Consider the following 22,682-nt stretch of genomic DNA (forward strand, 5'->3'; position numbering starts at 1 on the left):
TTTCCAATCTCGGCATGTTCGGCATCAAGGACTTCGCCGCCGTCATCAACCCGCCGCATGCGACGATCCTCGCGGTTGGCGCGGGCGAGCAGCGGGCTGTGGTGAAGGATGGCGAGGTGAAGGTGGCAACGGTGATGTCGGTGACGCTTTCGACCGACCACCGTGCGGTGGACGGCGCGCTTGGCGCCGAACTCCTCGCCGCCTTCAAGAAGGTCATCGAAAACCCGCTCACCATGCTGATCTAGGCGATATGGACCTGCTTTCCGGGGACAAACGATGAAGACCATCCTGTGCTTTGGCGATTCGCTGACATGGGGGTATGACCCCGCCGGCCCCGGACGGCATTCCTTCGATGATCGGTGGCCGAGCGTGCTTCAGGCGGAACTGGGCGGTGGTGCGCGTGTGATCGCCGAGGGGCTGAACGGCCGCACCACGGTGTTTGACGATTTCGCATCCGGTGCCGACCGCAACGGCGCACGCGTCTTGCCAACGCTTCTGACCAGTCATGCGCCGCTCGATCTGGTCGTCATCATGCTCGGCACGAACGACATGAAACCCTTCATCTGTGGCCGCGCTTTCGGCGCGAAGCAGGGCATGCAGCGTCTGATCGACATCGTGCGCGGGCATGATTATCCGATGGGCGAGCCGGCACCGAAGGTGCTCATCATGTCGCCGCCGGCCGCCTGCGAAACGCCCGAACCGGACTTTGCAGCCCTGTTTGAAAGCGCCCGAGTGGAATCTGCCAGGCTGGCCGGTCTTTATGCTGCGCTGGCGGATGAGACGGGTGCGGGCTTCTTCGATGCGGGAAGCGTGGCTCAGACGAGCCCGCTTGACGGCGTTCATCTGGACGCCGAAAACACAGGCTCCATTGGCCGGGGGCTCGCCCCGGTCGTGAGAGACATGCTTGGACTTTGACAAAGGAGGGATAAGCATGGCCAACACTGTGGAAAATGAAAGCGTACATGCTTCGTGGGGCTGGCTGGCCCTGCTGGGAGCAATTTCACTGGTCGGCGGCATTCTGGCAATTGCCAATCCGTTCGCAGCCACCATGACTGCGGCGATACTGGCAGCCTGGACATTCGTGCTGTTCGGTGTGCTTCAGATCGTGCAGGCCTTTCGCGTTCGCGGCTGGGGCGGGTTTCTCTGGGCCCTGCTGCTGGGACTGCTGACGCTTGCCGTCGGCATTTCGATCATTGCCAAACCGGCTGCCGGGATCATTTCGCTGACCATTCTCGTGGCCATCATGTTTCTGGTGCTCGGTGTGGTGAAGGTCATGTATGCCTTCGCATTCCGGCCGCTTTCCGGCTGGGGGTGGGTGCTCTTCTCGGGCATCGTCTCGCTTCTGCTCGGCGTCATGATCCTTGCGGACATGCCATGGGCCGCGGCAACAATTCTGGGCATTCTTCTCGCCGTCGAACTGCTTTCAAACGGCGTGTTTCTTTTGCTCATCGCTTTTGGCCTGCGCGGGGCGCAGCGGGCCTGAAAAACTCTCGGGGCGCGGCGGTGTGAAAGCCGCGCCCGGACAATGATACGACGACAAGGAGAAACCAGCTGTGGCTGAGAATTACGACGTTATCATCATCGGATCGGGACCCGGCGGCTATGTCACCGCCGTCCGCGCGGCACAGCTTGGTTTAAAAACGGCAATCGTGGAGCGCGAGCATCTGGGCGGCATCTGCCTCAACTGGGGCTGTATCCCGACAAAGGCGCTGCTGCGTTCGGCCGAGATCAAGCATTATGCCGAGAACGGCAAGGATTACGGCCTGACCATCGACGGCAAGATTTCTGCGGATGTGAATGCTGTTGTCGACCGCTCACGCAAGGTCTCCCAGCGGCTGAATGGCGGCGTCGGCTTCCTGATGAAGAAGAACAAGATCGACGTGATCTGGGGCGAGGCGAAGCTTTCCAAGCCGGGCGAGGTGGTCGTTTCCGAGCCCTCCAAAAAGGCGATGCAGCCGCAGCCGCCCATGCCGAAGAACACCAAGGGTGCCGGCACCTATAAGGCGAAGCACATCGTTGTTGCGACGGGTGCGCGTCCGCGCGTTCTGCCGGGCATCGAGCCGGATGGCGATAAGATCTGGACCTATTTCGAGGCGATGGTTCCCAAGACCATGCCAAAGTCACTGGTCGTGATGGGCTCCGGCGCCATCGGCATGGAGTTCGCCTCCTTCTACCGCACCATGGGAGCGGATGTGACGGTTGTAGAGCTGATGCCGCAGATCCTGCCGGTCGAGGATGCGGAAGTCTCCAAATTCGCAAAGCGCCAGTTCGAGAAACAGGGCATCAAGTTCAAGCTTGAGGCCAAGGTTGCCAAGGTTGAGAAGACCAAGGACGGGATCACCGCCCATATCGAGACCAAGGACGGCAAGGTTGAGAAGATTTCGGCCGAGAAACTGATCTCCGCCGTTGGCGTGCAGGGCAATATCGAAAATCTCGGCCTCGAATCGCTTGGCGTGAAGACGGATCGCGGCTGTGTGGCAGTCGACGGATACGGTCGCACCAATGTTGAGGGCATCTACGCAATTGGCGACGTGGCGGGCCCGCCCATGCTGGCGCACAAGGCCGAGCATGAGGGCGTTATCTGCATCGAGAAGATCGCCGGCGTGCCGGGTGTCCATGCGCTCGACAAGGGGCTGATCCCGGGCTGCACCTATTGCCATCCGCAGGTTGCCTCCGTCGGGATGACGGAAGCGAAAGCCAAGGAAGCCGGCCGCGACATCCGTGTTGGTCGCTATCAGTTTGCCGCCAACGGCAAGGCGATTGCGCTCGGCGAAGACCAGGGTTTCGTCAAGACGATCTTCGACAAGAAGACGGGCGAGCTTCTCGGCGCGCACATGATCGGCGCCGAGGTTACCGAGCTCATTCAGGGCTTCGTCGTTGCGATGAATCTTGAGACGACCGAGGAAGAACTGATGCACACGGTCTTCCCGCATCCGACCCTGTCGGAGATGATGAAGGAGAGCGTGCTCGATGCCTATGGGCGTACGCTCAACGCGTAAAATGGGCTGAAGGGCCCTGTTTCCCCCGCGCCAACTGGACTATATGCGGGGGAACATCGAACGAGGAACAGGATGATGGAAGAGAGCTACGGTCTTCTGGGGATGCCCGGCGTCGGCTTTTTCGGCCTGCTCGTGATCGGCTTTCTGGCCGGTTACGTGGCCGAGAAAACGATGAACCGCGATCATGGTTTTCTGACCAACATCCTTGTTGGCATCGCCGGTTCCTTCGTCGGCGGAACGCTTGCCGGTCTGGTCGGCATCTCGTTCTACGGTTTTCTGGGCAATCTGGTGATCGCCATTCTCGGCGCGATCCTGATCCTCTGGGTATTCGGACGCTCGTCTTCCAGCCGGGCGCGATAGGACAAACATGGTCACGATTCTCGATACTGTCACCGCCAAGCCGCGCCCGCGGCACCCTGAAAAGGCGCACCGGCCCGATCAGGAAGTGCTGCGCAAGCCCAAATGGATCCGGGTCAAGGCGCCGACCTCGCAGGGCTATCTGGAAACCCGCGAGATCGTGAAATCCAACAAGCTTGTGACCGTGTGCGAAGAGGCGGGCTGCCCGAACATCGGCGAATGCTGGGACAAGAAGCACGCGACCTTCATGATCCTTGGCGAAATCTGCACGCGCGCCTGTGCCTTCTGTAACGTTGCCACGGGCATTCCCGGTCCGGTGGACATGAACGAGCCTGAAAATGTCGCCAAGGCGGTGCGCGAGATGGGGCTGAAGCATGTCGTGATCACTTCGGTCGACCGCGACGACCTGGCCGATGGCGGCGCGCAGCATTTTGCCGATGTGATCGGCGCGATCCGTGCCGCGTCACCCGAAACGACCATCGAGATCCTGACGCCCGATTTCCTGCGCAAGGATGGCGCGCTGGAAGTGGTGGTTGCGGCAAAACCCGATGTCTTCAATCACAACCTGGAGACGGTTCCGGGCAATTATCTGAAGGTGCGCCCCGGCGCGCGCTATTTCCATTCGCTGCGCCTGCTCCAGCAGGTCAAGGAGCTCGATCCGACCATGTTCACCAAATCCGGGATCATGGTGGGGCTTGGCGAAGAGCGCAACGAAGTGCTTCAGCTCATGGACGATCTGCGCTCGGCCAATGTGGATTTCATGACCATCGGCCAGTATCTGCAGCCGACGCGCAAGCACCATCCGGTGAAGAAATTCGTGACGCCCGAAGAATTCAAGTCCTATGAGACCGTGGCTTACACGAAGGGCTTCCTCATGGTGTCGTCGAGCCCGCTGACGCGCTCCTCGCATCACGCAGGCGAGGACTTCGCAAAGCTGAAGGCGGCGCGCGACGCCCGCCTCGAAGGCGCAGGCGCTGCCGCGAACTGATGCCGAAATTCGAGACCGTGCGCCGCGTGGCGCACACGCCCGAGAACATGTTCGCGCTGGTCGCGGATGTGGAGAAATATCCCGAATTCGTGCCCATGTGCGAGGCGCTCAGCGTGCGCACACGCAGGGAGCGCGACGGCGTAATCCTGCTCGTGGCGGACATGACCGTGGGTTACAAGGCGCTGCGCGAGACCTTTACCAGCCAGGTGACGCTGAAACCGGACGATGCGGCCATCGATGTGCGCTATGTGGATGGGCCGTTCCGCTTCCTGAAGAACGAATGGCGCTTTGAGCCGGCCGGTGAGGCGGAGTGCGATATTCACTTCTTCATCGAGTACGAGTTCAAGAGCCGCATGCTCGGCGCTGTCATGGGCGCGATGTTCGACCGCGCGTTCCGCATGTTTTCCGAAGCCTTCGAGCGCCGGGCGGACGTGGTCTATGGCGTGAGCGCTTGAATTCAACCGTCCTTTAGCGCCGCCAGAACCATGTCGAGCGCGGCCTTGACGGTCGCCGCGCGCACGCCGGCGCGGTCGTGGTCTGCAAAGACGAGGGATTGCGCCAGGGGCGCGCGGCCCTTCAATGCAAGGCCGAACCAGACGAGACCGACAGGCTTTTCCGCTGAGCCGCCATCGGGGCCGGCAATGCCGGTGACGGCAACGGCCACGCCGGCGCGTGAGCGGGCGAGCGCACCGGCCGCCATTTCCAGCGCCGTTTCCTGCGATACAGCACCATGGGCGGCGAGCGTTTCGGACGAGACGCCGAGCATCTCCATCTTGGCTTCATTCGAATAGGTGACGAAACCGCGATCGACGACGGACGACGAACCGGCGATGTCCGTCAGGGCCGCGGCGATCATACCGCCGGTGCAGGATTCGGCCGTGGCCAGCATGATGCCGCGTGTTTCGCAGGCCGAAAGAACGGCGCGGGCCTGTGTCTTGAAATTGCTCATGCCGGTACCTCGCCGGGATAGATCACGCTGGCTGTGGCAATGGCAGCAATGCCTTCCTCGCGGCCGATGAACCCCATCTTTTCGTTTGTCGTCGCCTTGATGGAAATGCGATGCGGCGCGATGCCGAGCATGGTGGATAGCGCAGCGGTCATTGCCTCGCGGTGCGGGCCGACTTTCGGCGCCTCGCAGATGATCGTGACATCGGCATTGGCGATGCGGCCTCCGGCCTCGCGCACGATCCGGGCCGCGTGCTCGAGGAAGATGTGCGAGGCAGCACCCTTCCACTGAGGATCCGATGGCGGGAAATGTGTGCCGATGTCGCCGGCACCGCAGGTGGCAAGCAGAGCGTCGGTGAGCGCGTGAAGGCCGACATCGGCATCCGAATGGCCGGAAAGGCGCTTTGTGTGCGGTATGCTCACGCCGCACAGAATGACGGCGTCGCCATCGGTGAAGGTGTGAACGTCGTAACCGTTTCCGGTGCGCACATCCGGGAAGGCGCTCGGCCGGTTCAGGCGCTCGTCGGCGAGCGCAATGTCGCGCGCCCAGGTAAGCTTGATGTTGTCCACGGCACCGGCAACGAGGCGAACGGGTATCTTTGCCCATTCGGCGATCGAGGCATCGTCGGTAAAATCCTCGCGGCCAAGTTTGTGTGCGCGGTCGTGGGCAGCGGCAATGAGTGCGAAAGGAAAGCCCTGCGGTGTCTGTGCAGCGTGCAGATCGTGGCGCGGCACGGTTTCGGCGATGAAGCCTGCGGGACCGGCGCGCTTGACCGTGTCGGCGACGGGAAGGGCGGGCAGGGCGCCACGGCCCTCTTCCACCGCACCGATGATGCGGTCGATCAGTTCACGGTCGATGAAGGGGCGCACGCCATCGTGGATAAGCACGGTCTGGGGTTCGGGATCGTAGAGCGCAAGCAGGGCGAGCCGGGTGGAGGCCTGTCGGGAATGACCGCCATGGATCGCCCGGACACGCGGATCGCAAAGGCCGGCCGTGGCCTCGGCAAAGAGCGCCTCGTCATCGGGATGGATTGCGACCACGATGCGGCCGATGCGGGGATCGGCAAGGAAGGTCTCGAGCGTATGGCGCAGAACCGGCTTGCCGCCGATCAGGCGATACTGCTTCGGCCCCTCGGTGGATTGCCCCGCCCGCTCGCCGCGCCCGGCGGCGACAATCACGGCAGCGACCTCTCCCATCCGGCGGGGAGCCGGGGTTTCGGCAGGGGCTTCGGATTGAGTCATCTGCTTGTCCATAGGGCAGACGCATAATAAGACACGCCCCGAAAGGCCAGCCGAATTTGCATGAGGCGTATCCCGTGCCAATTCTCTGTTGCAGGCGCTGTCTGAAATGGCTAAATATTAAGCACAATATAAAGGTGCTTCAAATTTGTGCATCTCATCCACTGAGTTTCTCTCGACCCCATTGTCGGTCGGGGATGCCACAATCCGCAACAGGGTGTTTCTGGCGCCCATGTCCGGCGTGACCGATCTAGCCTTTCGTGCGCGCGCCCATGCGCACGGGGCGGGGCTTGTGGTGTCGGAAATGGTGGCGAGCGGCGAACTTGCGCGCGGCAAGGCGGAATCGGCACGCCGCCTGCGCCGGCCGGACGTGGACGTGCACATGGTGCAGCTTGCCGGGCGCGAGGCGCACTGGATGGCCGAAGGCGCGCGCATCGCGGAAGCGCACGGCGCCGACATCATCGACATCAACATGGGCTGCCCGGCCAAGAAGGTGACGGGCGGTTATTCGGGGTCTGCGCTGATGCGCGAGCCCGACCATGCGCTAAGCCTGATCGAGGCTGTCGTGGCGGCGGTGCGGGTGCCCGTAACGGTCAAGATGCGGCTTGGGTGGGACGAGAATGCGCTCAATGCGCCGGAAATCGCCAGCCGCGCGGAGAATGCCGGTGTCGCGATGGTGACGGTGCACGGGCGAACGCGCTGCCAGTTTTACAAGGGCAGGGCGGACTGGCAGGCGATTTCGGCAGTCAAGGCGGCTGTCGGCATTCCGGTCGTGGCCAATGGCGACGTGACCACGGCAGACGATGCCGCCGGCATTCTTGAGGCTTCCGGTGCGGATGCGGTGATGATCGGCCGGGCGCATTACGGCGCGCCGTGGATTGCGGGTGCCGTGGCCTCGAATACCGAGCGCCGGCCGGAAAACCTCGCTGACTACGTGATCGACCATTATGAGGCGATGCTCGTGCTTTACGGCACGGAGCACGGCACGCGGCATGCCCGCAAACATCTCGGCTGGTATATGGAACGCCATATCGACAAGGTCGATGCCGAAACCAGAAAGGCGATTATGACGGGCACCGATCACCGCGAGATCTCGCGCCTTCTGCGCGACCTGTTTCGCAGGCAAGAGGAGCGTCTGGCCGCATGAACCGACCGGGTGAGCGCACACGCATGGACACCGGCCCCGCCAGTCTGCTCCTGAACACGCTGCGGCACCCTGTGGTGATGATCGATCAGGAAGGCTTCATGATCGAGGTCAATGCCGAGGCGGAGGATTTCTTCCGCTCGGGCGCAGCCATTCTTGCGCGCAGCCGGCTGGCCGATTTCGTGCCGTTTGGCAGCCCGCTGATCGCCCTTGTCGAACAGGTCCGCGAGCAGCGCGTGGCCATCAACGAATATCGTGTCGACATCTCTTCGCCGCGGCTCGGAGCGGAGCGCATGGTGGACATTCATGCAGCACCGGTTTCCGAAGTGCCGGGCGCTGTCGCGCTCCTTCTCCAGGAGCGCTCCATGGCCGACAAGATCGACCGGCAGATGGTGCACCGGGGTGCTGCCCGCTCGGTAACGGGGCTTGCGGCCATGCTGGCGCACGAGATCAAGAACCCGCTTTCGGGCATTCGCGGCGCGGCACAGTTGCTCGAACACGCGGTGTCCGACGAGGATCGCGCACTGACGCGGCTCATCACGGAAGAGACGGACCGGATCGTCGCCTTGGTGGATCGCATGGAAGTGTTTTCCGACGAAAGGCCGGTGGAGCGCGATCCGATCAACATCCACCTCGTGCTCGATCACGTGAAGGCGGTTGCCAAAAGCGGTTTCGCGCGCAAGGTGAGCATTGTCGAGGACTACGATCCATCGCTGCCGCCCGTATGGGCCAATCGCGATCAGCTTATCCAGATCTTTCTGAACCTGGTGAAGAACGCCGCCGAGGCGATCGGTGACCGGGACGATGGCGAGATAAGGCTGACGACTGCGTTTCGACCCGGCATCCGCCTGTCCGTACCCGGCTCGCCCGACCGTGTGGCCCTGCCGCTGGAGTTCTGCGTCTACGACAACGGACCGGGCGTTCCGGAAGACCTTCGGCAGATCATCTTCGATCCGTTCGTGACCTCCAAGCAGAACGGGTCCGGCCTCGGCCTGGCGCTGGTGGCCAAGATCGTCGGCGCGCATGGCGGGGTGATCGAATGCGAATCCTCCGGCCAGCGCGGCACCGTGTTTCGCATTCTGATGCCCGCCTGGCGCGAAGCGCGCCGCAAGGATGTCCTTCATGATGAAGAGGATAGGCCCGAATGACCAGCATTCTTGTCGCCGACGATGACGCAGCCATCCGCACCGTTCTGAACCAGGCGCTGTCGCGCGCCGGCCATGACGTGCGGGTGACGTCGAATGTCGAGACGCTCTGGCGCTGGGTTTCGGCGGGCGAGGGGGATCTGGTGATCACCGACGTGGTCATGCCCGACGGCAATGCGTTCGACCTTCTGCCCAGAATCCGCAAGGCGCGGCCGGATTTGCCGGTTGTCGCGATGAGCGCGCAGAACACGTTCATGACCGCCATCCGCGCCTCCGAGGTCGGCGCCTATGAATATCTGCCGAAGCCCTTCGACCTGACGGAACTCGTCAACATCGTCGGGCGCGCACTTTCCGAACCGAAGGCGAGCCAGAAGGAAACCGCCAGCGCCGAAGCGCCGGATGCACTGCCCCTGATCGGGCGCTCTGCCGCGATGCAGGAGATTTACCGCCTTCTTGCGCGCATGATGCAGACAGATCTCACGGTGATGATCAGCGGTGAATCTGGCACCGGCAAGGAGCTTGTGGCGCGCGCGCTCCATGAGTATGGCCGCAGGCGCAAGGGCCCCTTCGTGGCCATCAACATGGCAGCCATCCCGCGCGACCTGATCGAATCCGAGCTCTTCGGACACGAAAAAGGCGCCTTCACCGGGGCGCAGGCGCGTTCCTTCGGCCGCTTCGAGCAGGCGGAGGGCGGGACGCTCTTTCTCGATGAGATCGGCGACATGCCGATGGAAGCGCAAACGCGTCTCCTGCGCGTGCTGCAGCAGGGCGAGTATACGACGGTTGGCGGGCGGACACCGATCCGCACCGATGTGCGCATCGTCGCGGCCACCAACAAAGACCCCAGAACGCTGATCGATCAGGGGCTCTTTCGTGAGGACCTTTTTTATCGGCTCAACGTCGTGCCCCTGCGCCTCCCGCCGCTGCGGGAACGGGCGGAAGACATTCCTGATCTCGTGAGGCACTTCTTTGCGCGGGCGGAACAGGAAGGGCTACAGCCCAAACGGATCGGTTCGGAGGGTCTCAATCGCCTCAAGAACTATCGCTGGCCGGGCAATGTGCGCGAACTGGAGAATCTGGTGCGCCGTCTGGCGGCCCTCTACCCGCAGGATGAAATATCTGCCGAGATCATCGAACAGGAACTGCGCGCCGCCGGCGCATTGCGGGCCAGCCAGTCGGAAGCCCTGTCCGAAGAGACGACTCTCACCCAGGCGGTGGAGCAGCATCTTCAACGCTATTTCGCGCAGTTCGGCGATCAGCTTCCACCGGCCGGGCTCTATCAGCGTGTGCTGGCGGATGTGGAGCAGCCCCTGCTGATTGGGGCGCTTACGGCGACCGGCGGGAATCAGCTCAAGGCGGCGGACCTTCTGGGGCTCAACCGCAACACGCTGCGCAAGAAGATCCGCGACTATGGCATCAACATCTATCGCGGCGCGGGCTGACATACCGGTAAACCGGCCGTTTGACTGAATTCAGATCAACAGGTCCTGGCCATCGATCCCCGTTCTGCCCCAGCAATGCCGCAATGTTCGGAAATGCAACTGTTGCCAGTCGGTTACAGTCGTTGCATATGTGCAACATTGATGCGGCACAGAAGAGTAGAAGCAGGGGTAATGGTCAGCTTGTCCGAGAGTTCGCCGACGCAGCCTTTTGTTGCGGCTTCGCCTGTTCGGCGCGGGCGCTCAGCCACTTTTTACGTCGGCGTCGCTGCCGCCATCGGCGCGCTTGTGACCGCCGCCATTTCTTTTACCGTACTTCTTGGTCTTACCCCGTTCACCCCTGACGAGCGGGCAACCCTTCTGCTGATCGCAGTCAATTTCGCCTTCATCATGCTGCTTTTCGGGCTGATCGTGCTCGAAGGACTGCGCATCTACAAATCCCGCAAGGGACAGAGGGCGGCGTCGCGCCTGCACGTGCGCATCATCGCAATGTTCTCGCTCGTGGCGGCAATTCCGGCGATCCTCGTGGCGGTGATCGCCTCGGTGACCCTGGAACTCGGGCTCGACCGCTGGTTCGAGCTGCGCACCAAGGTGATCGTCTATTCCTCGCTCTCGATCGCCGATGCCTATGTGCAGCAAAATGCGCGCAGTCTGCAGGGGACGACAGAGAGCATGGGGGTTCGACTGGACCAGGCGCGCACCCTCTACAATCTCGACCGGTACGGCTTTCGTGATTTCATGACGCGTCAGGCCATGCTGCGTGGTCTTGCGGACGCCGAACTGGTTCGCGAAGACGGCTCGGTCATCATGAGTGCGCAGATGGTCGAAGACATTCCATTGCCGCGCCCGGGAGCCAAGGCGATGGACCTCGCCAACAGCTCGCAGATCGCCTTCAACGAGATTGGCGGTACCAATCTGGTGACCGCCGTCTACAAGCTTCAGGACATTCCTGATGCCTATCTCTACACCGGTGCGCTGCTTGATCCCGAAGTGCTCAAGGCGCGGCAGATCGTGCGCACCAACACCGACGAATACCGTTCTCTCGAGGGCAACCGGGGCAACACGCAGATCGCCTTTGCGCTGCTTTATCTGGTGGTAACGCTGGCGATTGTTCTGGCGGCCATCTGGACGGGCATCGCCGTGGCTGACCGGCTTGTGCGCCCGATACGGCAGCTCATCGGCGCGGCCGGGGCGGTCTCGACCGGCGATCTCGATGTCACGGTCCCTGTCCGCTCTTCGGACGGGGATGTCGGCCTGCTTGGCGACACGTTCAACAAGATGACACAGCAGCTCAAATCGCAGCGCGATCAGCTCATCGCCGCCAAGGACGTCATCGACGAGCGCCGGCGCTTTACCGAAGCGGTCCTTTCCGGTGTCAGCGCCGGGGTCATCGGTGTGGAGGCTGACGGCTCGGTCGCCATGGTGAACCGGTCTGCGGAGTCCATGCTCGGCATATCCGCCCACGACGCGGTGAACAGGAACCTTTCCGCCGTTCTTCCGCATGTGGGGCGTGTGTTCGAGATGGGGCGCAAGTCCGGCCGCCCCGTCTACCGCGAACAGGCAACTTTTTTTCGAGGCGGGTCGGAACGTACCTTCAACATTCAGATTACGACGGAAGAGGGCGTCAACGAGGACGACGAGCATTCCTATGTGGTTACGGTCGACGACATCACCGATCTGATGCAGGCTCAGCGTTCCATGGCCTGGGCGGACGTGGCGCGGCGTATCGCTCACGAGATCAAAAATCCGCTGACACCGATCCAGTTGTCGGCCGAGCGAATCCGCCGCAGATTCGGAAAGGTTATCGAGCACGATCGGGAAATCTTCGATCAGTGCACGGACACGATCATCCGGCAGGTTGGCGATATCGGCAGGATGGTGGACGAGTTCTCCGCCTTCGCACGGATGCCGAAGCCGGATATTCAGCGCCTCGACCTGCGAGAGCCATTGCGTGAGGCCTCTTTCCTGGTGGAAGTGGCCCGCAATGAAATCAGCTTCGAGCGCCAAATTTCCGAGACGCCGCTGATGGGGCGGTTTGATGCGCGCCTGATGGGGCAGGCTTTCGGCAACATTATCAAGAACGCCGCCGAGGCAATTGACGCCGCCGAGCGCAGCAACGGCCAGCCGGGTGCGATCCGCATCAATGCCGGCATGAACGGCCGTTTCATCCAGATCGAGGTGATCGACAACGGAAAGGGACTGCCGCGTGAAAACCGCCAGCGTCTGCTGGAACCCTATATGACCACGCGGGAAAAGGGCACGGGCCTCGGCCTGGCAATCGTGAAGAAGATCATCGAGGACCATGGCGGGCGCCTCGAACTGCACGATGCACCCGCCGATTTCCATGGCGGCATCGGCGCGATGATCCGCATCATACTTCCCGCCGCCGAAGAGAATGGCGGCGCTCTTGACACGACAAGAAGGTAAATCATGGCTTCCGATATTCTGATCGTAGACGACGAGGAAGACATCCGCGAGCTCGTAGCCGGCATTCTGAGCGATGAGGGCCATGAGACGCGCACCGCTTTCGACAGCGACAGCGCGCTCGCCTCGATCTCTGAGCGCGTTCCGCGCCTGATCCTGCTCGACATCTGGCTACAGGGATCGAAGCTCGACGGACTGGCTCTGCTCGACAAGATCAAGGAACTGCATCCGCACATCCCCGTTGTGATGATTTCCGGCCATGGCACGATCGAGACGGCCGTGTCGGCCATCAAGCGTGGCGCGTACGATTTCATCGAGAAACCCTTCAAGACGGATCGGATGATCCTGATCTGCGAGCGCGCGCTGGAAATCTCCAAGCTCAAGCGCGAGATGAGCGATCTGAAGAAGCGCAGCGGCGCGTCGTTCGATCTCGTTGGGGAATCGGCAACGCTCAACCATTTGCGCCAGACCATCGAACGGGTGGCGCCGTCGAACAGCCGCATCATGCTGACGGGGCCTTCCGGCTCCGGCAAGGAGCTGGTCGCCCGGGCGATCCATGCCGCCTCGCCACGCAGCAACGGCCCGTTCGTGACGCTGAACGCAGCCGCGATCACGCCCGAACGCATGGAAATCGAGCTGTTTGGCACCGAATCCGACGGCGGCGAGCGAAAGGTCGGAGCACTTGAGGAAGCCCATGGCGGCGTGCTCTATCTCGACGAAGTGGCCGACATGCCGCTCGGCACGCAGAGCAAGATCCTGCGTGTTCTGGTGGATCAGCAGTTCGAGCGGGTGGGCGGCACGCGGCGGGTGAAGGTGGATGTGCGCATCATCTCCTCGACGGCGCAGAACATCGATTCCCTGATCGCCGACGGCCGGTTCCGCGAAGACCTGTTTCACCGGCTGGCCGTCGTGCCCGTGGTGGTGCCGCCACTGGCGGACCGCCGTGAGGACATTCCGCTGCTCGTCGATCACTTCATGCAGCAGATCGGCGAGCAGGCCGGCATCAAACCGCGCCCGCTGGGCAACGATGCCATGGCCGTTCTCCAGGCTCACAACTGGCCAGGCAACGTGCGCCAGCTCCGCAACAATATCGAGCGGTTGATGATCCTCACGCGCGGGGACGGGCCGGATACGCCGATCACGGCAGATCTTCTGCCGGCGGAAATCGGCGATGTCATGCCGCGCCTGCCGACACAGTCGGACCAGCACATCATGGCCCTGCCGCTGCGCGAGGCGCGCGAACTTTTCGAGAAGGAATATCTGCTGGCGCAGATCAACCGCTTTGGCGGAAACATTTCGCGTACGGCGGAGTTTGTCGGCATGGAGCGCTCGGCCCTTCACCGAAAGCTGAAATCGCTCGGCGTCTAGTGGCGCGGAGAGCGCATCCGGCTTTCAGGTTTCCATGTCGCTGGAAAAGCGCTAGAGCAGGGGCCTTGCAGACCCGATATCCGGTCTTCGATGAGGCAGGGAACAGGCGATGAAAGTCATTATTTGCGGCGCGGGCCAGGTTGGTTTCGGTATCGCGGAGCGCTTGGCGGCCGAGCAGAACGACGTGTCCGTGATCGATACGTCGCCGGAACTGATTCGCGCTGTCCGCGATACGCTTGACGTGCGCGGATTCGTCGGCCATGGCGCGCATCCCGACGTGCTTGCCTCTGCGGGTGCAAGCGAAGCCGACATGATCATCGCCGTGACCCTGTTCGACGAAGTGAACATGGTCGCCTGCCAGGTGGCGCATTCGCTTTTCAACGTGCCGACCAAGATCGCGCGCATTCGTTCGCAGTCATATCTGCAATCGCACTATATGGACCTGTTCTCGCGCGATCACCTGCCCATCGACGTGATCATTTCGCCGGAGGTCGAGGTCGGCGAGATGGTGATGCGCCGCATCGCGCTGCCGGGTGCGACGGATGTGGTGAGCTTTGCCGATGACAGGGTATCGATGGTCGCGATCGAATGTCTGGAGGAATGCCCCGTCATCAACACGCCGCTGGCGCAGTTGACCGAGCTTTTCCCCGACCTGCCGTCCACGGTTGTGGGCGTCTCGCGCGAGGGCAAGCTCTTCATCCCGCATTCGGGCGATCAGCTCATTGCCGGCGATCTCGCCTATGTGGTGACGACCAAGGACCAGGTGCGGCGCACGCTTGGCCTTTTCGGACATGAGGAGCGCGAGGCAACGCGGATCGTCATCGCCGGCGGCGGCAATATCGGCCTCTATGTTTCGCGCGCCATGGAAAAGAAGCAGAGCCGCACCAAGGTCAAGGTGATCGAGAACACGCGCGAACGTGCGGTGGCGCTGGCCGACAAGCTGCGCCGCACCGTCGTTCTGCATGGCAGCGCGCTCGACCAGAAGCTGCTCCTGGAAGCCGACATCCAGCATGCGGACCTGATGGTGGCGCTGACCAATGACGACCAGGTCAACATATTGTCGAGCGTGATCGCCAAGCGCCTCGGCTGTCGCTCCAACCTCGTTCTGATCAACAATCCGACCTATCACGATTTTGCCAAAACGCTGGGAATCGATGCCCATGTGAACCCGCGCTCGGTGACGATTTCGAAAGTTCTCCAGCATGTCAGGCGCGGCCGCATTCGCGCCGTCCACAACATTCAGCGCGGGGCGGCCGAGGTCATCGAGGCAGAGGCGCTGGAGACCTCGCCGCTTGTGGGGCCGCCGCTGAGCGAGGTGGAGTTCCCCGACGGAATGCGCATCGGCGCGGTCTATCGCGACGGTGCGGTGATCAAGCCGAGCGGGTCTCTGAAGATCAAGCCGAAGGACCGGGTGGTGATCTTTGCGCTCGAAAGTGCCGTGCGCCAGGTCGAGCAGATGTTCCGCGTCAGCCTCGAGTTCTTCTGAGGCGCTTGAAAAACCCGACGCGGGGCGGCAAAACAGATTTCTCTTGTAAGCGGCAATAATTCCAGCCCGCAGATTCCATCAGACGGAGACCCAGACATGCCACGCATTGCTTATGTGAACGGGCGTTATGCGAATCACAGTGACGCGATGGTTCACGTGGAGGACCGTGGCTATCAGCTCGCCGACGGCGTTTATGAGGTGTGCGAGATTTCCCGCGGTTTCATCATCGACATGAAGGGGCATCTGGATCGGCTCGACCGGTCGCTGCGCGAGCTTCGCATGGACTGGCCGGTGGAGCGCGGGGCGCTGGAGTTCATCATGCGCGAGGTCATCCGTCGCAACCATGTTCACAACGGCATGGTCTATCTGCAGGTCACGCGCGGTGTCGCACCGCGCGATCATGCCTTCCCGACCACGCCGGTTCGCTCAGCTCTGGTGGTAACGGCCAAGCGCATGGACCCGAAAGCCGCGGCAAAGAAGGCCGAAAAGGGCATGACGGTCATTACGGTGCCGGAAAACCGGTGGGAGCGGGTCGACATCAAGACGATCGGCCTTCTGCCAAACGTTCTGGCACGCCAGGCGGCGGTCGACGCCGGTGCGCAGGAGGCCTGGTTCGTCGATCCGGACGGAACGGTCAAGGAGGGCGCGTCCACCAATGCCTGGATCGTTACCGCGGATGGCGGCCTGGTAACGCGGCCGGCCGATTTCGGCATTCTGCGCGGGATAACCCGGGCGACCGTCATGAAGGTCGCCGACGATCTCGGTCTCAAGGTCGAGGAGCGCGCATTCTCGGTTGAAGAAGCGCAGAGCGCGCGTGAAGCCTTCGTGACGAGTGCGACCAGTGTGGTCATGCCGGTGGTCAGCATCGACGGCAAACCCGTGGCCAATGGGCATCCGGGGACTGTCGCGCGGTCCCTGCGAGAGGCGTTTTTTGCGATTGCGGAAAAAAGTCCTAGCTGTTAACCAACGCGCATGACGATGCGGCTCGGTACAACGGGCGATGACTGGCATCAATTGATCACGCAGTCTCTGTCGCAGACTTTCTTGACAGGAGCGTGTCATATTTGCGCTACTGGCTGCTCCAAGGCAGCGAATGGGTGAAAGACCAAAAATGGCGGAACGAACTCAAAACCTGCAGGACCTGTTCCTGAATACCGTTCGCAAGAGCAAGAATCCTCTCACGATCTTTCTCATCAACGGTGTCAAGCTGACGGGCATTGTTACTTCATTCGATAATTTCTGCGTGCTCCTGCGCCGCGACGGACATTCGCAGCTCGTCTACAAGCATGCGATCTCGACGATCATGCCGAGCCAGCCCGTTCAGCTTTACGACGCCGAGGAAAGCAATCGGGACTCCTGATTGGCCGACACACGCAAGCCCGCCGACGCAGCGCGCGGTGACGATCGGTTGACTTTCGAGCCCGATCCCACCCGGGCCGCCGTCATATCGCCTGTTCTCACATCCGAACGCCGGGCTGCCGAAAGCAGTGCGGCCTCTTCGCGTGCCGCCGAAGCACGCCATGAAGAGGCGATCGGACTCACCGAAGCCATCGATCTCGATGTGGCTTTTGCAGAGATCGTGAGCGTGAGCACGCCACGCCCGGCAACGCTGCTCGGCACGGGAAAACTCGAGGAAATAGCCGCGCGGGTTGAAGAAGAGGCCGTCGAGGTGGTGATCATCGATCATCCGCTCACGCCGGTTCAGCAGCGCAACCTCGAAAAGGCGCTGAAGGCCAAGGTTCTCGACCGGACGGGCCTGATTCTCGAAATTTTCGGCCGCCGCGCGCGCACCAAGGAAGGGCGGCTTCAGGTCGATCTCGCGCATCTGGAATATCAGCGTGGCCGGCTGGTGCGCAGCTGGACCCACCTGGAGCGGCAGCGCGGTGGCGGCGGCTTCATGGGCGGACCGGGCGAAACCCAGATCGAGGCCGACAGGCGCCAGCTTCAGGAGCGCATCATGCGCCTGAAGAAAGATCTGGAACAGGTCCGCCGCACCCGCGACCTTCACCGGGCCAAGCGCCGCAAGGTTCCGTTCCCGATCGTCGCAATCGTCGGCTACACCAATGCCGGCAAATCGACGCTGTTCAACCGGCTGACGGGCGCTAGCGTGATGGCCGAGGACATGCTCTTTGCCACGCTCGACCCGACCCTTCGCCGGGTGCAGCTCCCACATGGCACAACGATAATTCTTTCCGACACGGTCGGCTTCATTTCCGATCTGCCGACACATCTGGTGGCGGCGTTCCGCGCCACGCTGGAAGAGGTGATCGAGGCTGACCTCATCGTGCACCTGCGCGACATTTCTGACCCCGACACGGCCGCCCAGGCCATTGATGTGGAAGCCATCCTTGGCGACCTGGGCGTCGATGCGGCGGACCGGATGCGGGTTCTGGAGGTCTGGAACAAGATCGACAGCCTGGACCCGGAGCGCCGCCGCGCGCTGCTGGAGGGGACGCGCGCAAGCGACGCGCCGCTGGCGATCTCCGCGATCACGGGCGAGGGGATTTCAGACCTTCTGGCGCTGATCGAAGAACGCATTTCAGGCCAGATCGTCATGACTTCCATCGAGCTTTCGCCCGACCGGATGTCGCTTCTCGACTGGATTTATCGCAACGGCGAAGTCGTCGAGCGCAGCAACAATGACGATGGCAGCATCTCCTTGAAGGTGCGGATGACGGAAACCGCAAGGCAGGACGTGCAGGAGCAGCTTTCTGGAAACAAAACTTCCAGGTAAAGGCTCTATCCATCTGAAAGAAACGGGCTTTGCGGCGCTGAAATCCGTTCAGCCCGCTTCGGTTTTCGCGCGCTGCCAGAGTGTTTCCATTTCTGCCAAATCCGCCTCGTCGAGCGAACGCCCTGCCTTTGTCAGCTCGCGTTCGACGAAATCGAAGCGCCTGCGGAACTTGTCGTTGGTGCGGGCGAGCGCGGCCTCTGCATCATGCCCCAGATGCCGTCCCAGATTGACGACGGCAAACAGAAGGTCGCCATACTCCTCCGCGGCATGAACGTCGTCCCGTTCCTGAAGGGCTTCGCGCAGCTCGCCGATTTCCTCTTCGATCTTGTCGAGAACCGGCCCGGCCTGCCCCCAGTCAAAACCGACGCGGGCAGCGCGCTGCTGGAGCTTGTGTGCGCGCATGAGCGCGGGCAGGGCGCGCGGCACCTCATCCAGATAAGCGACAGGTTCGGCAGGGCTGCCGTTCTGCCGTCGCCGTGCGAGCCGCTCGGCCTTCTCCTGTGCCTTGATCTCGTCCCACATGCCCTTTGCCATGCCCCGGCTGCGGGCTTCTGCATCACCGAACACGTGCGGATGACGCCGGATCATCTTCCGGGTAATCGCCTCCACCACATCACCGAAATCGAACTGGTTTTCTTCTTCCGCCATGCGGGCATGAAACACGACCTGCAGCAGAAGGTCGCCCAGCTCATCGCGGAGATCGTTGAGATCATTGCGCTCGATGGCATCGGCGACTTCGTAGGCTTCCTCAATCGTATAGGGCGCGATGGACGCAAAGTCCTGCTCGACATCCCAGGGACAACCGGTTTCGGGCGTGCGTAGCGCCTTCATGATCTCGAGAAGGCCGACGATATCCCTAGAAGGCTGCATCCTTGTCTTCCTGTGTTGGCCCGGGACTGAACCCGGAGCGCTACCGCATTTCATTGGGCCGCAAAAGCGCTCCATCCTGTTGAATTTACGCAATTCCGGACGGAAAACCCGTGCCCGCTTTTCGCAGAACGGCCCTAACCAATAGTGCGTTCCAGCACGCGCAGCCAGTTTCGCCAGGCGATTTTCTCGATCAGCTCGCGTCCATAACCATGCGCGCGCATCGCTTCAATCAGTTTCGGAAGGCCGGTGACATCTCCGATCTGTCGCGGTATCAGTGCACCGTCGAAATCGGATCCGAGTGCCACCCCGTCTTCGCCGAGCGCTTCGAGCATGGCATCCAGATGTCTCAGCAGAACGTCGAACTCCGTATCCGCATTCGTGTCGCCGTCGGGCCGCAGGAAACTGACCGAGAAATTCAGCCCGGCCAGTCCGCCGGTTTCCCGGATCGCGCGCATCTGCCAGTCCGTCAGATTGCGGGATTGCGGGCAGATGGCGTGAACGTTGGAATGGCTGGCGACGAGCGGCGCATCGCTGATCGCCTGAACGTCACGAAACCCCTTTTCGTTGAGGTGGGAGAGATCGACCAGAATGCGCAGGCGATTGCACTTGCGCACCAGCGCCTTGCCGGCCTCGGTCAATCCATCGCCGATATCGGGGGAAGCTGGGAAGCGGAACGGCACGCCATGGCCGAAAATGTTGGAACGGCTCCAGACGGGCCCGAGTGAACGCAGCCCGGCGGCGTGGAGAACATCGATAAGGTCGAGATCGGCACCGACCGCTTCGGTGCCCTCCACATGAAATACGGCGGCCAGCGCGCCGGACGCCATCGCCGCGCGAATCGCGTCCGCGTCGCGGCAAATCGCAAAACGGCCCTCCGAAGCGCGCTCGAGGCGCTGCAGGAGCGCGGCCATGGCAAGCGTCGAGGCAAGCGCATCGGCCTGTTCGAGTTGCGGAAAGGTGACGTCCTCCGGGCGCTTCCCGTTCACCTTCATGTTTGAAAGCGGCGGGGGGAAGATCGCAAAGAGGCCGCCGGCAAGGCCTCCTTTACGGGCACGGGGAAGGTCGATGTGCCCCTGGTCCATGCCATTCAGAAAAAGCTCTTCGGCGTCCTGCCGCCCATTCTGGTGAAGGCGAAGGAGCGCGTCGTTGTGACCGTCGAAAACGGGGATGATGTCTGCCATGAAGAAGTCGCCTGTTCGCGCGTATGCGCCAAGTGAGTCTGGACGCCATTTCTAGGCAAGCATGCAGCGGGAAGCAAATCGCGCTCCCGACCGCCTGAAAACACTTTGCTGCGGTCCTCAACACAGGTCGCACAGACATGGAACGAACGCGTTGAGTTCCACCAACTTGTTGTCAGCTTGCTTTTTGGCTGCGGCAAAGTTCTGAGGGTCTGAGAATACGTCGAGCGTATCCGATAATCCCCGAATGATACGGTTAAGATATCTGACATTCTGCTCCTGCCAACAGGCCCTTTGCGCAAGCTCTATCAGAACGTCTCTGGCCTCTTCGTAGCTGAAGCCATGCTCCTCACCATTTGCAGCATCTTGCAGGAGACCGCGCTCAAGTCCACCCACGTACTCATGGTCGTCAAGAGCGCTAGCGCTGGCATCCTCCGCCATCACCGGGCGCCCGCCGCCTTGATTGGGCTCATTGATACTCAACCCGCGTCAAGTATCATCTGCGGTCGGTTTGATAGACGGGTTTCGCCCCGCCGGCCCCGCCTGACGGGGCTTTCGCTTCTTTGCCAGCCGGTTTGTTGGGCGCGCTCGCCAACCATTCGGTCAACTCGACCGCAAGTGTTCGCGCTTGGTCTGGCATGCAATGCGAGAGGACGCCTCATTTCGAACTCAATGCAGGTAGACCATTAACCCCAGGTGCTGCTGGTGCCACAGGGTGTTTAGGCTGCCTTCCAGTTACAGAGTCGATCAGCAGCCCGAGATCACGATATGCTGGCGAATGGCTATCTCGCCCAAATCTGAAATCTCTTACACCACGTCAAGCAAGAACGGTTGAGCAGGAAGGCGCTCCTCTCGTGGAGTATGCAGCCATGCTTACACGCACCATCAGGTACTCGGTTCGATTTCACGAAACCTTTCTCCTCCAAGGGTTCGATCAGCCAATGCCAGCCGGTGAATACCGGGTAGAGCGAGACGAAGAGATCATAGAGGGCTTGTCCTGGCTCGCCTGGCGAGGAGTGTCGACTTTCATTCACCTGCCAGCTGTCGGAACAGAAACGATGAAGACGCAGATGATGCAAATCGACCCTGCGGAACTCGAAGATGCTCTGGACAGAGATCGGAAACTTTCATGACGCGCAGACCTGAAAGAGTATCTCAGCCGGACCATCTGGATGTCTGGGAGAATGAAGGCGGAATGATTGCGCCTGAAGCAGCAGCAGCCAGATTTGTTCGCAGGATCGACGCGGACGGATCCTGGACGATCTACAAGATTCTCGGTGATGCTGCCATACGCAGAGAGTTTCTCACTGGCATGGATCGCCAGCAGAGCGCGATCTGGCTTGCAGCCCTGAATTCGCGCTGAGTGCCTGGTTTTTCTCGACGAACGTCCTGATCCGGTACAATCCATTCATGACAATACGAAAGACGAGAAGATGGGACTGGATTTTCCAAACAAAGCCAGAAGCTATGACAAAAGCAGGCGCTGTGTCCGCTTCCTTGGTTACGATGGTCTGTTCGAAGTCCCCTTTTTCCTTCAGGCAGACGCTCTGGTTTCGACGTGCGCCGGGATAGTAGAGGCGGAGTTGCTGAATGCCTTTGATGAGGCGCGCATGACGATCTATGGCGTGGCGCAGAAGGTTTACGCACGAGGTCGCCAGACCGGTTACGTACTCACCGCAAAAGATTTTCGTTAGCAGGCGCATCGGGCCTTCGTGCGCATGCATCAATGCTCGACAGATTTTGTCTTCCAGTTCTTCCACGCAGCAATGCTCAGTGAGCGTGATCTACGCCAAATAGAAATCTGTGCTGATTGCGCAACTATCCCGGCCGGTCTCTTCTGAACCTGGTTGTTAAGCAGCATATGTGACGTGGCGTCAGCGTGTGACAAACCGGACATGGGAATGCCAGCCCGCTGGACGGGGATACCTGTGAAGACATGGTAGACAGTCCATGAGCCATCGATCTCGATTCTACGTCCATACTGCTGGATCGAAGGGGGGTGGCCAGTTTCCTCAGTGGGTAGCATGACAGATATCCCTTTGTTCGAAAGTCTGAAGCGACGGCTGTCGCCACCGCTTCAGCTCCGGTCTCAAGATTCGCCGCTATTGGATTGGGGGACCTTGACCAGTTTAGAAACAATACTGTTGGTGCCATCACTGGCCCAGGTGACAACCACCTGGTCACCTGCGGAGAAGCCATAAACCATGTCCCATGATGGCAGCGAAAACAATCTGCCGCTGCTAAGGGTGATAGTCTGGGCACCACGATCGAAGTGATTGATGGTTCCACCCGTTGTTTCCGCCATCGCGGTGGATGCCAAGACTGAAAAAAGTGAAGCTGATAAGAATGCTGTGAGTGCGCGCATA

General features: G+C 61.4%; 25 protein-coding genes. 19 read left to right on the plus strand and 6 right to left on the minus strand.

Annotated elements, in window-relative coordinates; genetic code table 11:
- From AC07E3_RS00005 to AC07E3_RS00035, 7 genes are all read left to right on the plus strand, one after another.
- The coding region (locus tag AC07E3_RS00005) for a 2-oxo acid dehydrogenase subunit E2 (RefSeq protein WP_478359949.1) at positions 1–245 on the plus strand (245 nt) is incomplete at its 5' end.
- 31 nt (positions 246–276) lie between these two features.
- Positions 277–915, plus strand: coding sequence for an SGNH/GDSL hydrolase family protein (locus tag AC07E3_RS00010; protein ID WP_336071412.1), 639 nt, complete (start codon positions 277–279; stop codon positions 913–915).
- Positions 916–931: 16 nt separating this feature from the next.
- Positions 932–1,483: an HdeD family acid-resistance protein gene (locus AC07E3_RS00015; RefSeq protein ID WP_223004091.1), complete on the plus strand. Its 552-nt coding sequence runs from the start codon at positions 932–934 to the stop codon at positions 1,481–1,483.
- Positions 1,484–1,553: 70 nt separating this feature from the next.
- On the plus strand, positions 1,554–2,999 hold the full coding sequence (gene lpdA / locus AC07E3_RS00020; RefSeq protein WP_478359950.1) for a dihydrolipoyl dehydrogenase: 1,446 nt from the start codon (positions 1,554–1,556) through the stop codon (positions 2,997–2,999).
- A gap of 75 nt (positions 3,000–3,074) precedes the next feature.
- Positions 3,075–3,359: a GlsB/YeaQ/YmgE family stress response membrane protein gene (locus AC07E3_RS00025; RefSeq protein ID WP_336071414.1), complete on the plus strand. Its 285-nt coding sequence runs from the start codon at positions 3,075–3,077 to the stop codon at positions 3,357–3,359.
- A gap of 7 nt (positions 3,360–3,366) precedes the next feature.
- The gene (gene lipA, locus AC07E3_RS00030; protein ID WP_007007443.1) at positions 3,367–4,344 is read left to right on the plus strand and encodes a lipoyl synthase; all 978 of its coding nucleotides are present in this window, start codon (positions 3,367–3,369) and stop codon (positions 4,342–4,344) included.
- The gene (locus tag AC07E3_RS00035; protein ID WP_336071416.1) at positions 4,344–4,799 is read left to right on the plus strand and encodes a type II toxin-antitoxin system RatA family toxin; all 456 of its coding nucleotides are present in this window, start codon (positions 4,344–4,346) and stop codon (positions 4,797–4,799) included. Before lipA ends, AC07E3_RS00035 begins: the two co-directional genes overlap by 1 nt.
- 2 nt (positions 4,800–4,801) lie before the next feature.
- On the opposite strand, the gene AC07E3_RS00040 is transcribed toward AC07E3_RS00035, so the two are convergent.
- Together AC07E3_RS00040 and AC07E3_RS00045 are read right to left on the minus strand one after the other, a co-directional pair.
- Complete coding sequence (locus AC07E3_RS00040; protein ID WP_478359951.1) at positions 4,802–5,293, minus strand: CinA family protein; 492 nt, start codon at positions 5,291–5,293, stop codon at positions 4,802–4,804.
- A complete protein-coding gene (locus tag AC07E3_RS00045; RefSeq protein WP_478359952.1) occupies positions 5,290–6,531 on the minus strand; it encodes a bifunctional 2-C-methyl-D-erythritol 4-phosphate cytidylyltransferase/2-C-methyl-D-erythritol 2,4-cyclodiphosphate synthase in 1,242 nt (413 codons plus the stop codon). Before AC07E3_RS00045 ends, AC07E3_RS00040 begins: the two co-directional genes overlap by 4 nt.
- A 145-nt stretch (positions 6,532–6,676) precedes the next feature.
- Between AC07E3_RS00045 and dusB the strand changes: the two genes are divergently transcribed.
- The 9 genes from dusB (at position 6,677) to hflX (ending at position 18,268) form a co-directional block, all read left to right on the plus strand.
- On the plus strand, positions 6,677–7,675 hold the full coding sequence (dusB, locus tag AC07E3_RS00050; RefSeq protein ID WP_478359953.1) for a tRNA dihydrouridine synthase DusB: 999 nt from the start codon (positions 6,677–6,679) through the stop codon (positions 7,673–7,675).
- Positions 7,672–8,820, plus strand: coding sequence for a two-component system sensor histidine kinase NtrB (locus AC07E3_RS00055; RefSeq protein ID WP_336071419.1), 1,149 nt, complete (start codon positions 7,672–7,674; stop codon positions 8,818–8,820). Before dusB ends, AC07E3_RS00055 begins: the two co-directional genes overlap by 4 nt.
- Positions 8,817–10,259 (plus strand): nitrogen regulation protein NR(I), encoded by a 1,443-nt coding sequence (gene ntrC, locus AC07E3_RS00060; RefSeq protein WP_478359954.1) that lies wholly within the window; start codon positions 8,817–8,819, stop codon positions 10,257–10,259. The genes AC07E3_RS00055 and ntrC overlap by 4 nt, the downstream gene beginning before the upstream one ends.
- A 171-nt stretch (positions 10,260–10,430) precedes the next feature.
- The gene (locus tag AC07E3_RS00065) at positions 10,431–12,683 is read left to right on the plus strand and encodes a sensor histidine kinase NtrY-like (protein ID WP_336071420.1); all 2,253 of its coding nucleotides are present in this window, start codon (positions 10,431–10,433) and stop codon (positions 12,681–12,683) included.
- A gap of 3 nt (positions 12,684–12,686) precedes the next feature.
- Positions 12,687–14,048, plus strand: a complete 1,362-nt coding sequence (gene ntrX / locus AC07E3_RS00070; protein ID WP_336071421.1) for a nitrogen assimilation response regulator NtrX — start codon at positions 12,687–12,689, stop codon at positions 14,046–14,048.
- A 109-nt stretch (positions 14,049–14,157) separates the two neighbouring features.
- Positions 14,158–15,534 (plus strand): Trk system potassium transporter TrkA, encoded by a 1,377-nt coding sequence (trkA, locus tag AC07E3_RS00075; protein WP_007007452.1) that lies wholly within the window; start codon positions 14,158–14,160, stop codon positions 15,532–15,534.
- A 96-nt stretch (positions 15,535–15,630) separates the two neighbouring features.
- Entirely contained in the window at positions 15,631–16,497 is an 867-nt protein-coding gene (locus AC07E3_RS00080; protein WP_007007453.1) for a D-amino-acid transaminase, read from the plus strand.
- Positions 16,498–16,645: 148 nt separating this feature from the next.
- On the plus strand, positions 16,646–16,894 hold the full coding sequence (gene hfq / locus AC07E3_RS00085) for an RNA chaperone Hfq (protein WP_007007454.1): 249 nt from the start codon (positions 16,646–16,648) through the stop codon (positions 16,892–16,894).
- Between the two features lie 48 nt (positions 16,895–16,942).
- Entirely contained in the window at positions 16,943–18,268 is a 1,326-nt protein-coding gene (gene hflX, locus AC07E3_RS00090) for a GTPase HflX (protein WP_478360126.1), read from the plus strand.
- Positions 18,269–18,316: 48 nt separating this feature from the next.
- Here hflX and mazG read toward each other — a convergent pair whose 3' ends face one another.
- The 3 genes from mazG to AC07E3_RS00105 form a co-directional block, all read right to left on the minus strand.
- On the minus strand, positions 18,317–19,138 hold the full coding sequence (mazG, locus tag AC07E3_RS00095; protein ID WP_065817455.1) for a nucleoside triphosphate pyrophosphohydrolase: 822 nt from the start codon (positions 19,136–19,138) through the stop codon (positions 18,317–18,319).
- A gap of 134 nt (positions 19,139–19,272) precedes the next feature.
- Complete coding sequence (locus AC07E3_RS00100; RefSeq protein WP_478359955.1) at positions 19,273–20,319, minus strand: dipeptidase; 1,047 nt, start codon at positions 20,317–20,319, stop codon at positions 19,273–19,275.
- Between the two features lie 117 nt (positions 20,320–20,436).
- A complete protein-coding gene (locus tag AC07E3_RS00105; protein ID WP_478359956.1) occupies positions 20,437–20,799 on the minus strand; it encodes a hypothetical protein in 363 nt (120 codons plus the stop codon).
- Between the two features lie 386 nt (positions 20,800–21,185).
- Here AC07E3_RS00105 and AC07E3_RS00110 point away from each other — a divergent pair, with 386 nt between their 5' ends.
- From AC07E3_RS00110 to AC07E3_RS00120, 3 genes are all read left to right on the plus strand, one after another.
- Positions 21,186–21,449, plus strand: a complete 264-nt coding sequence (locus AC07E3_RS00110; RefSeq protein WP_478359957.1) for a hypothetical protein — start codon at positions 21,186–21,188, stop codon at positions 21,447–21,449.
- Entirely contained in the window at positions 21,446–21,679 is a 234-nt protein-coding gene (locus AC07E3_RS00115) for a hypothetical protein (protein ID WP_478359958.1), read from the plus strand. Before AC07E3_RS00110 ends, AC07E3_RS00115 begins: the two co-directional genes overlap by 4 nt.
- A 70-nt stretch (positions 21,680–21,749) precedes the next feature.
- Entirely contained in the window at positions 21,750–22,010 is a 261-nt protein-coding gene (locus AC07E3_RS00120; protein WP_478359959.1) for a DUF1488 family protein, read from the plus strand.
- A gap of 395 nt (positions 22,011–22,405) precedes the next feature.
- Here the strand turns inward: AC07E3_RS00120 and AC07E3_RS00125 are convergent, their stop codons facing one another.
- Entirely contained in the window at positions 22,406–22,681 is a 276-nt protein-coding gene (locus AC07E3_RS00125; protein ID WP_336071428.1) for a hypothetical protein, read from the minus strand.
- Position 22,682: the final 1 nt, after the last annotated feature.

Source organism: Nitratireductor lacus (assembly GCF_056431025.1).

Bases quoted from the DNA above. Each gene is read 5' to 3' on its own strand.
- AC07E3_RS00045 (WP_478359952.1), bottom strand. From the start codon at position 6,531: ATGACTCAATCCGAAGCCCCTGCCGAAACCCCGGCTCCCCGCCGGATG.
- AC07E3_RS00035 (WP_336071416.1), top strand. From the start codon at position 4,344: ATGCCGAAATTCGAGACCGTGCGCCGCGTGGCGCACACGCCCGAGAAC.
- mazG (WP_065817455.1), bottom strand. From the start codon at position 19,138: ATGCAGCCTTCTAGGGATATCGTCGGCCTTCTCGAGATCATGAAGGCG.
- AC07E3_RS00115 (WP_478359958.1), top strand. From the start codon at position 21,446: ATGACGCGCAGACCTGAAAGAGTATCTCAGCCGGACCATCTGGATGTC.
- ntrC (WP_478359954.1), top strand. From the start codon at position 8,817: ATGACCAGCATTCTTGTCGCCGACGATGACGCAGCCATCCGCACCGTT.
- AC07E3_RS00055 (WP_336071419.1), top strand. From the start codon at position 7,672: ATGAACCGACCGGGTGAGCGCACACGCATGGACACCGGCCCCGCCAGT.
- ntrX (WP_336071421.1), top strand. From the start codon at position 12,687: ATGGCTTCCGATATTCTGATCGTAGACGACGAGGAAGACATCCGCGAG.
- AC07E3_RS00010 (WP_336071412.1), top strand. From the start codon at position 277: ATGAAGACCATCCTGTGCTTTGGCGATTCGCTGACATGGGGGTATGAC.
- hfq (WP_007007454.1), top strand. From the start codon at position 16,646: ATGGCGGAACGAACTCAAAACCTGCAGGACCTGTTCCTGAATACCGTT.
- AC07E3_RS00080 (WP_007007453.1), top strand. From the start codon at position 15,631: ATGCCACGCATTGCTTATGTGAACGGGCGTTATGCGAATCACAGTGAC.
- AC07E3_RS00120 (WP_478359959.1), top strand. From the start codon at position 21,750: ATGGGACTGGATTTTCCAAACAAAGCCAGAAGCTATGACAAAAGCAGG.
- trkA (WP_007007452.1), top strand. From the start codon at position 14,158: ATGAAAGTCATTATTTGCGGCGCGGGCCAGGTTGGTTTCGGTATCGCG.
- AC07E3_RS00015 (WP_223004091.1), top strand. From the start codon at position 932: ATGGCCAACACTGTGGAAAATGAAAGCGTACATGCTTCGTGGGGCTGG.
- AC07E3_RS00110 (WP_478359957.1), top strand. From the start codon at position 21,186: ATGCTTACACGCACCATCAGGTACTCGGTTCGATTTCACGAAACCTTT.
- AC07E3_RS00040 (WP_478359951.1), bottom strand. From the start codon at position 5,293: ATGAGCAATTTCAAGACACAGGCCCGCGCCGTTCTTTCGGCCTGCGAA.
- AC07E3_RS00125 (WP_336071428.1), bottom strand. From the start codon at position 22,681: ATGCGCGCACTCACAGCATTCTTATCAGCTTCACTTTTTTCAGTCTTG.
- lipA (WP_007007443.1), top strand. From the start codon at position 3,367: ATGGTCACGATTCTCGATACTGTCACCGCCAAGCCGCGCCCGCGGCAC.
- AC07E3_RS00100 (WP_478359955.1), bottom strand. From the start codon at position 20,319: ATGGCAGACATCATCCCCGTTTTCGACGGTCACAACGACGCGCTCCTT.
- AC07E3_RS00025 (WP_336071414.1), top strand. From the start codon at position 3,075: ATGGAAGAGAGCTACGGTCTTCTGGGGATGCCCGGCGTCGGCTTTTTC.
- AC07E3_RS00065 (WP_336071420.1), top strand. From the start codon at position 10,431: ATGGTCAGCTTGTCCGAGAGTTCGCCGACGCAGCCTTTTGTTGCGGCT.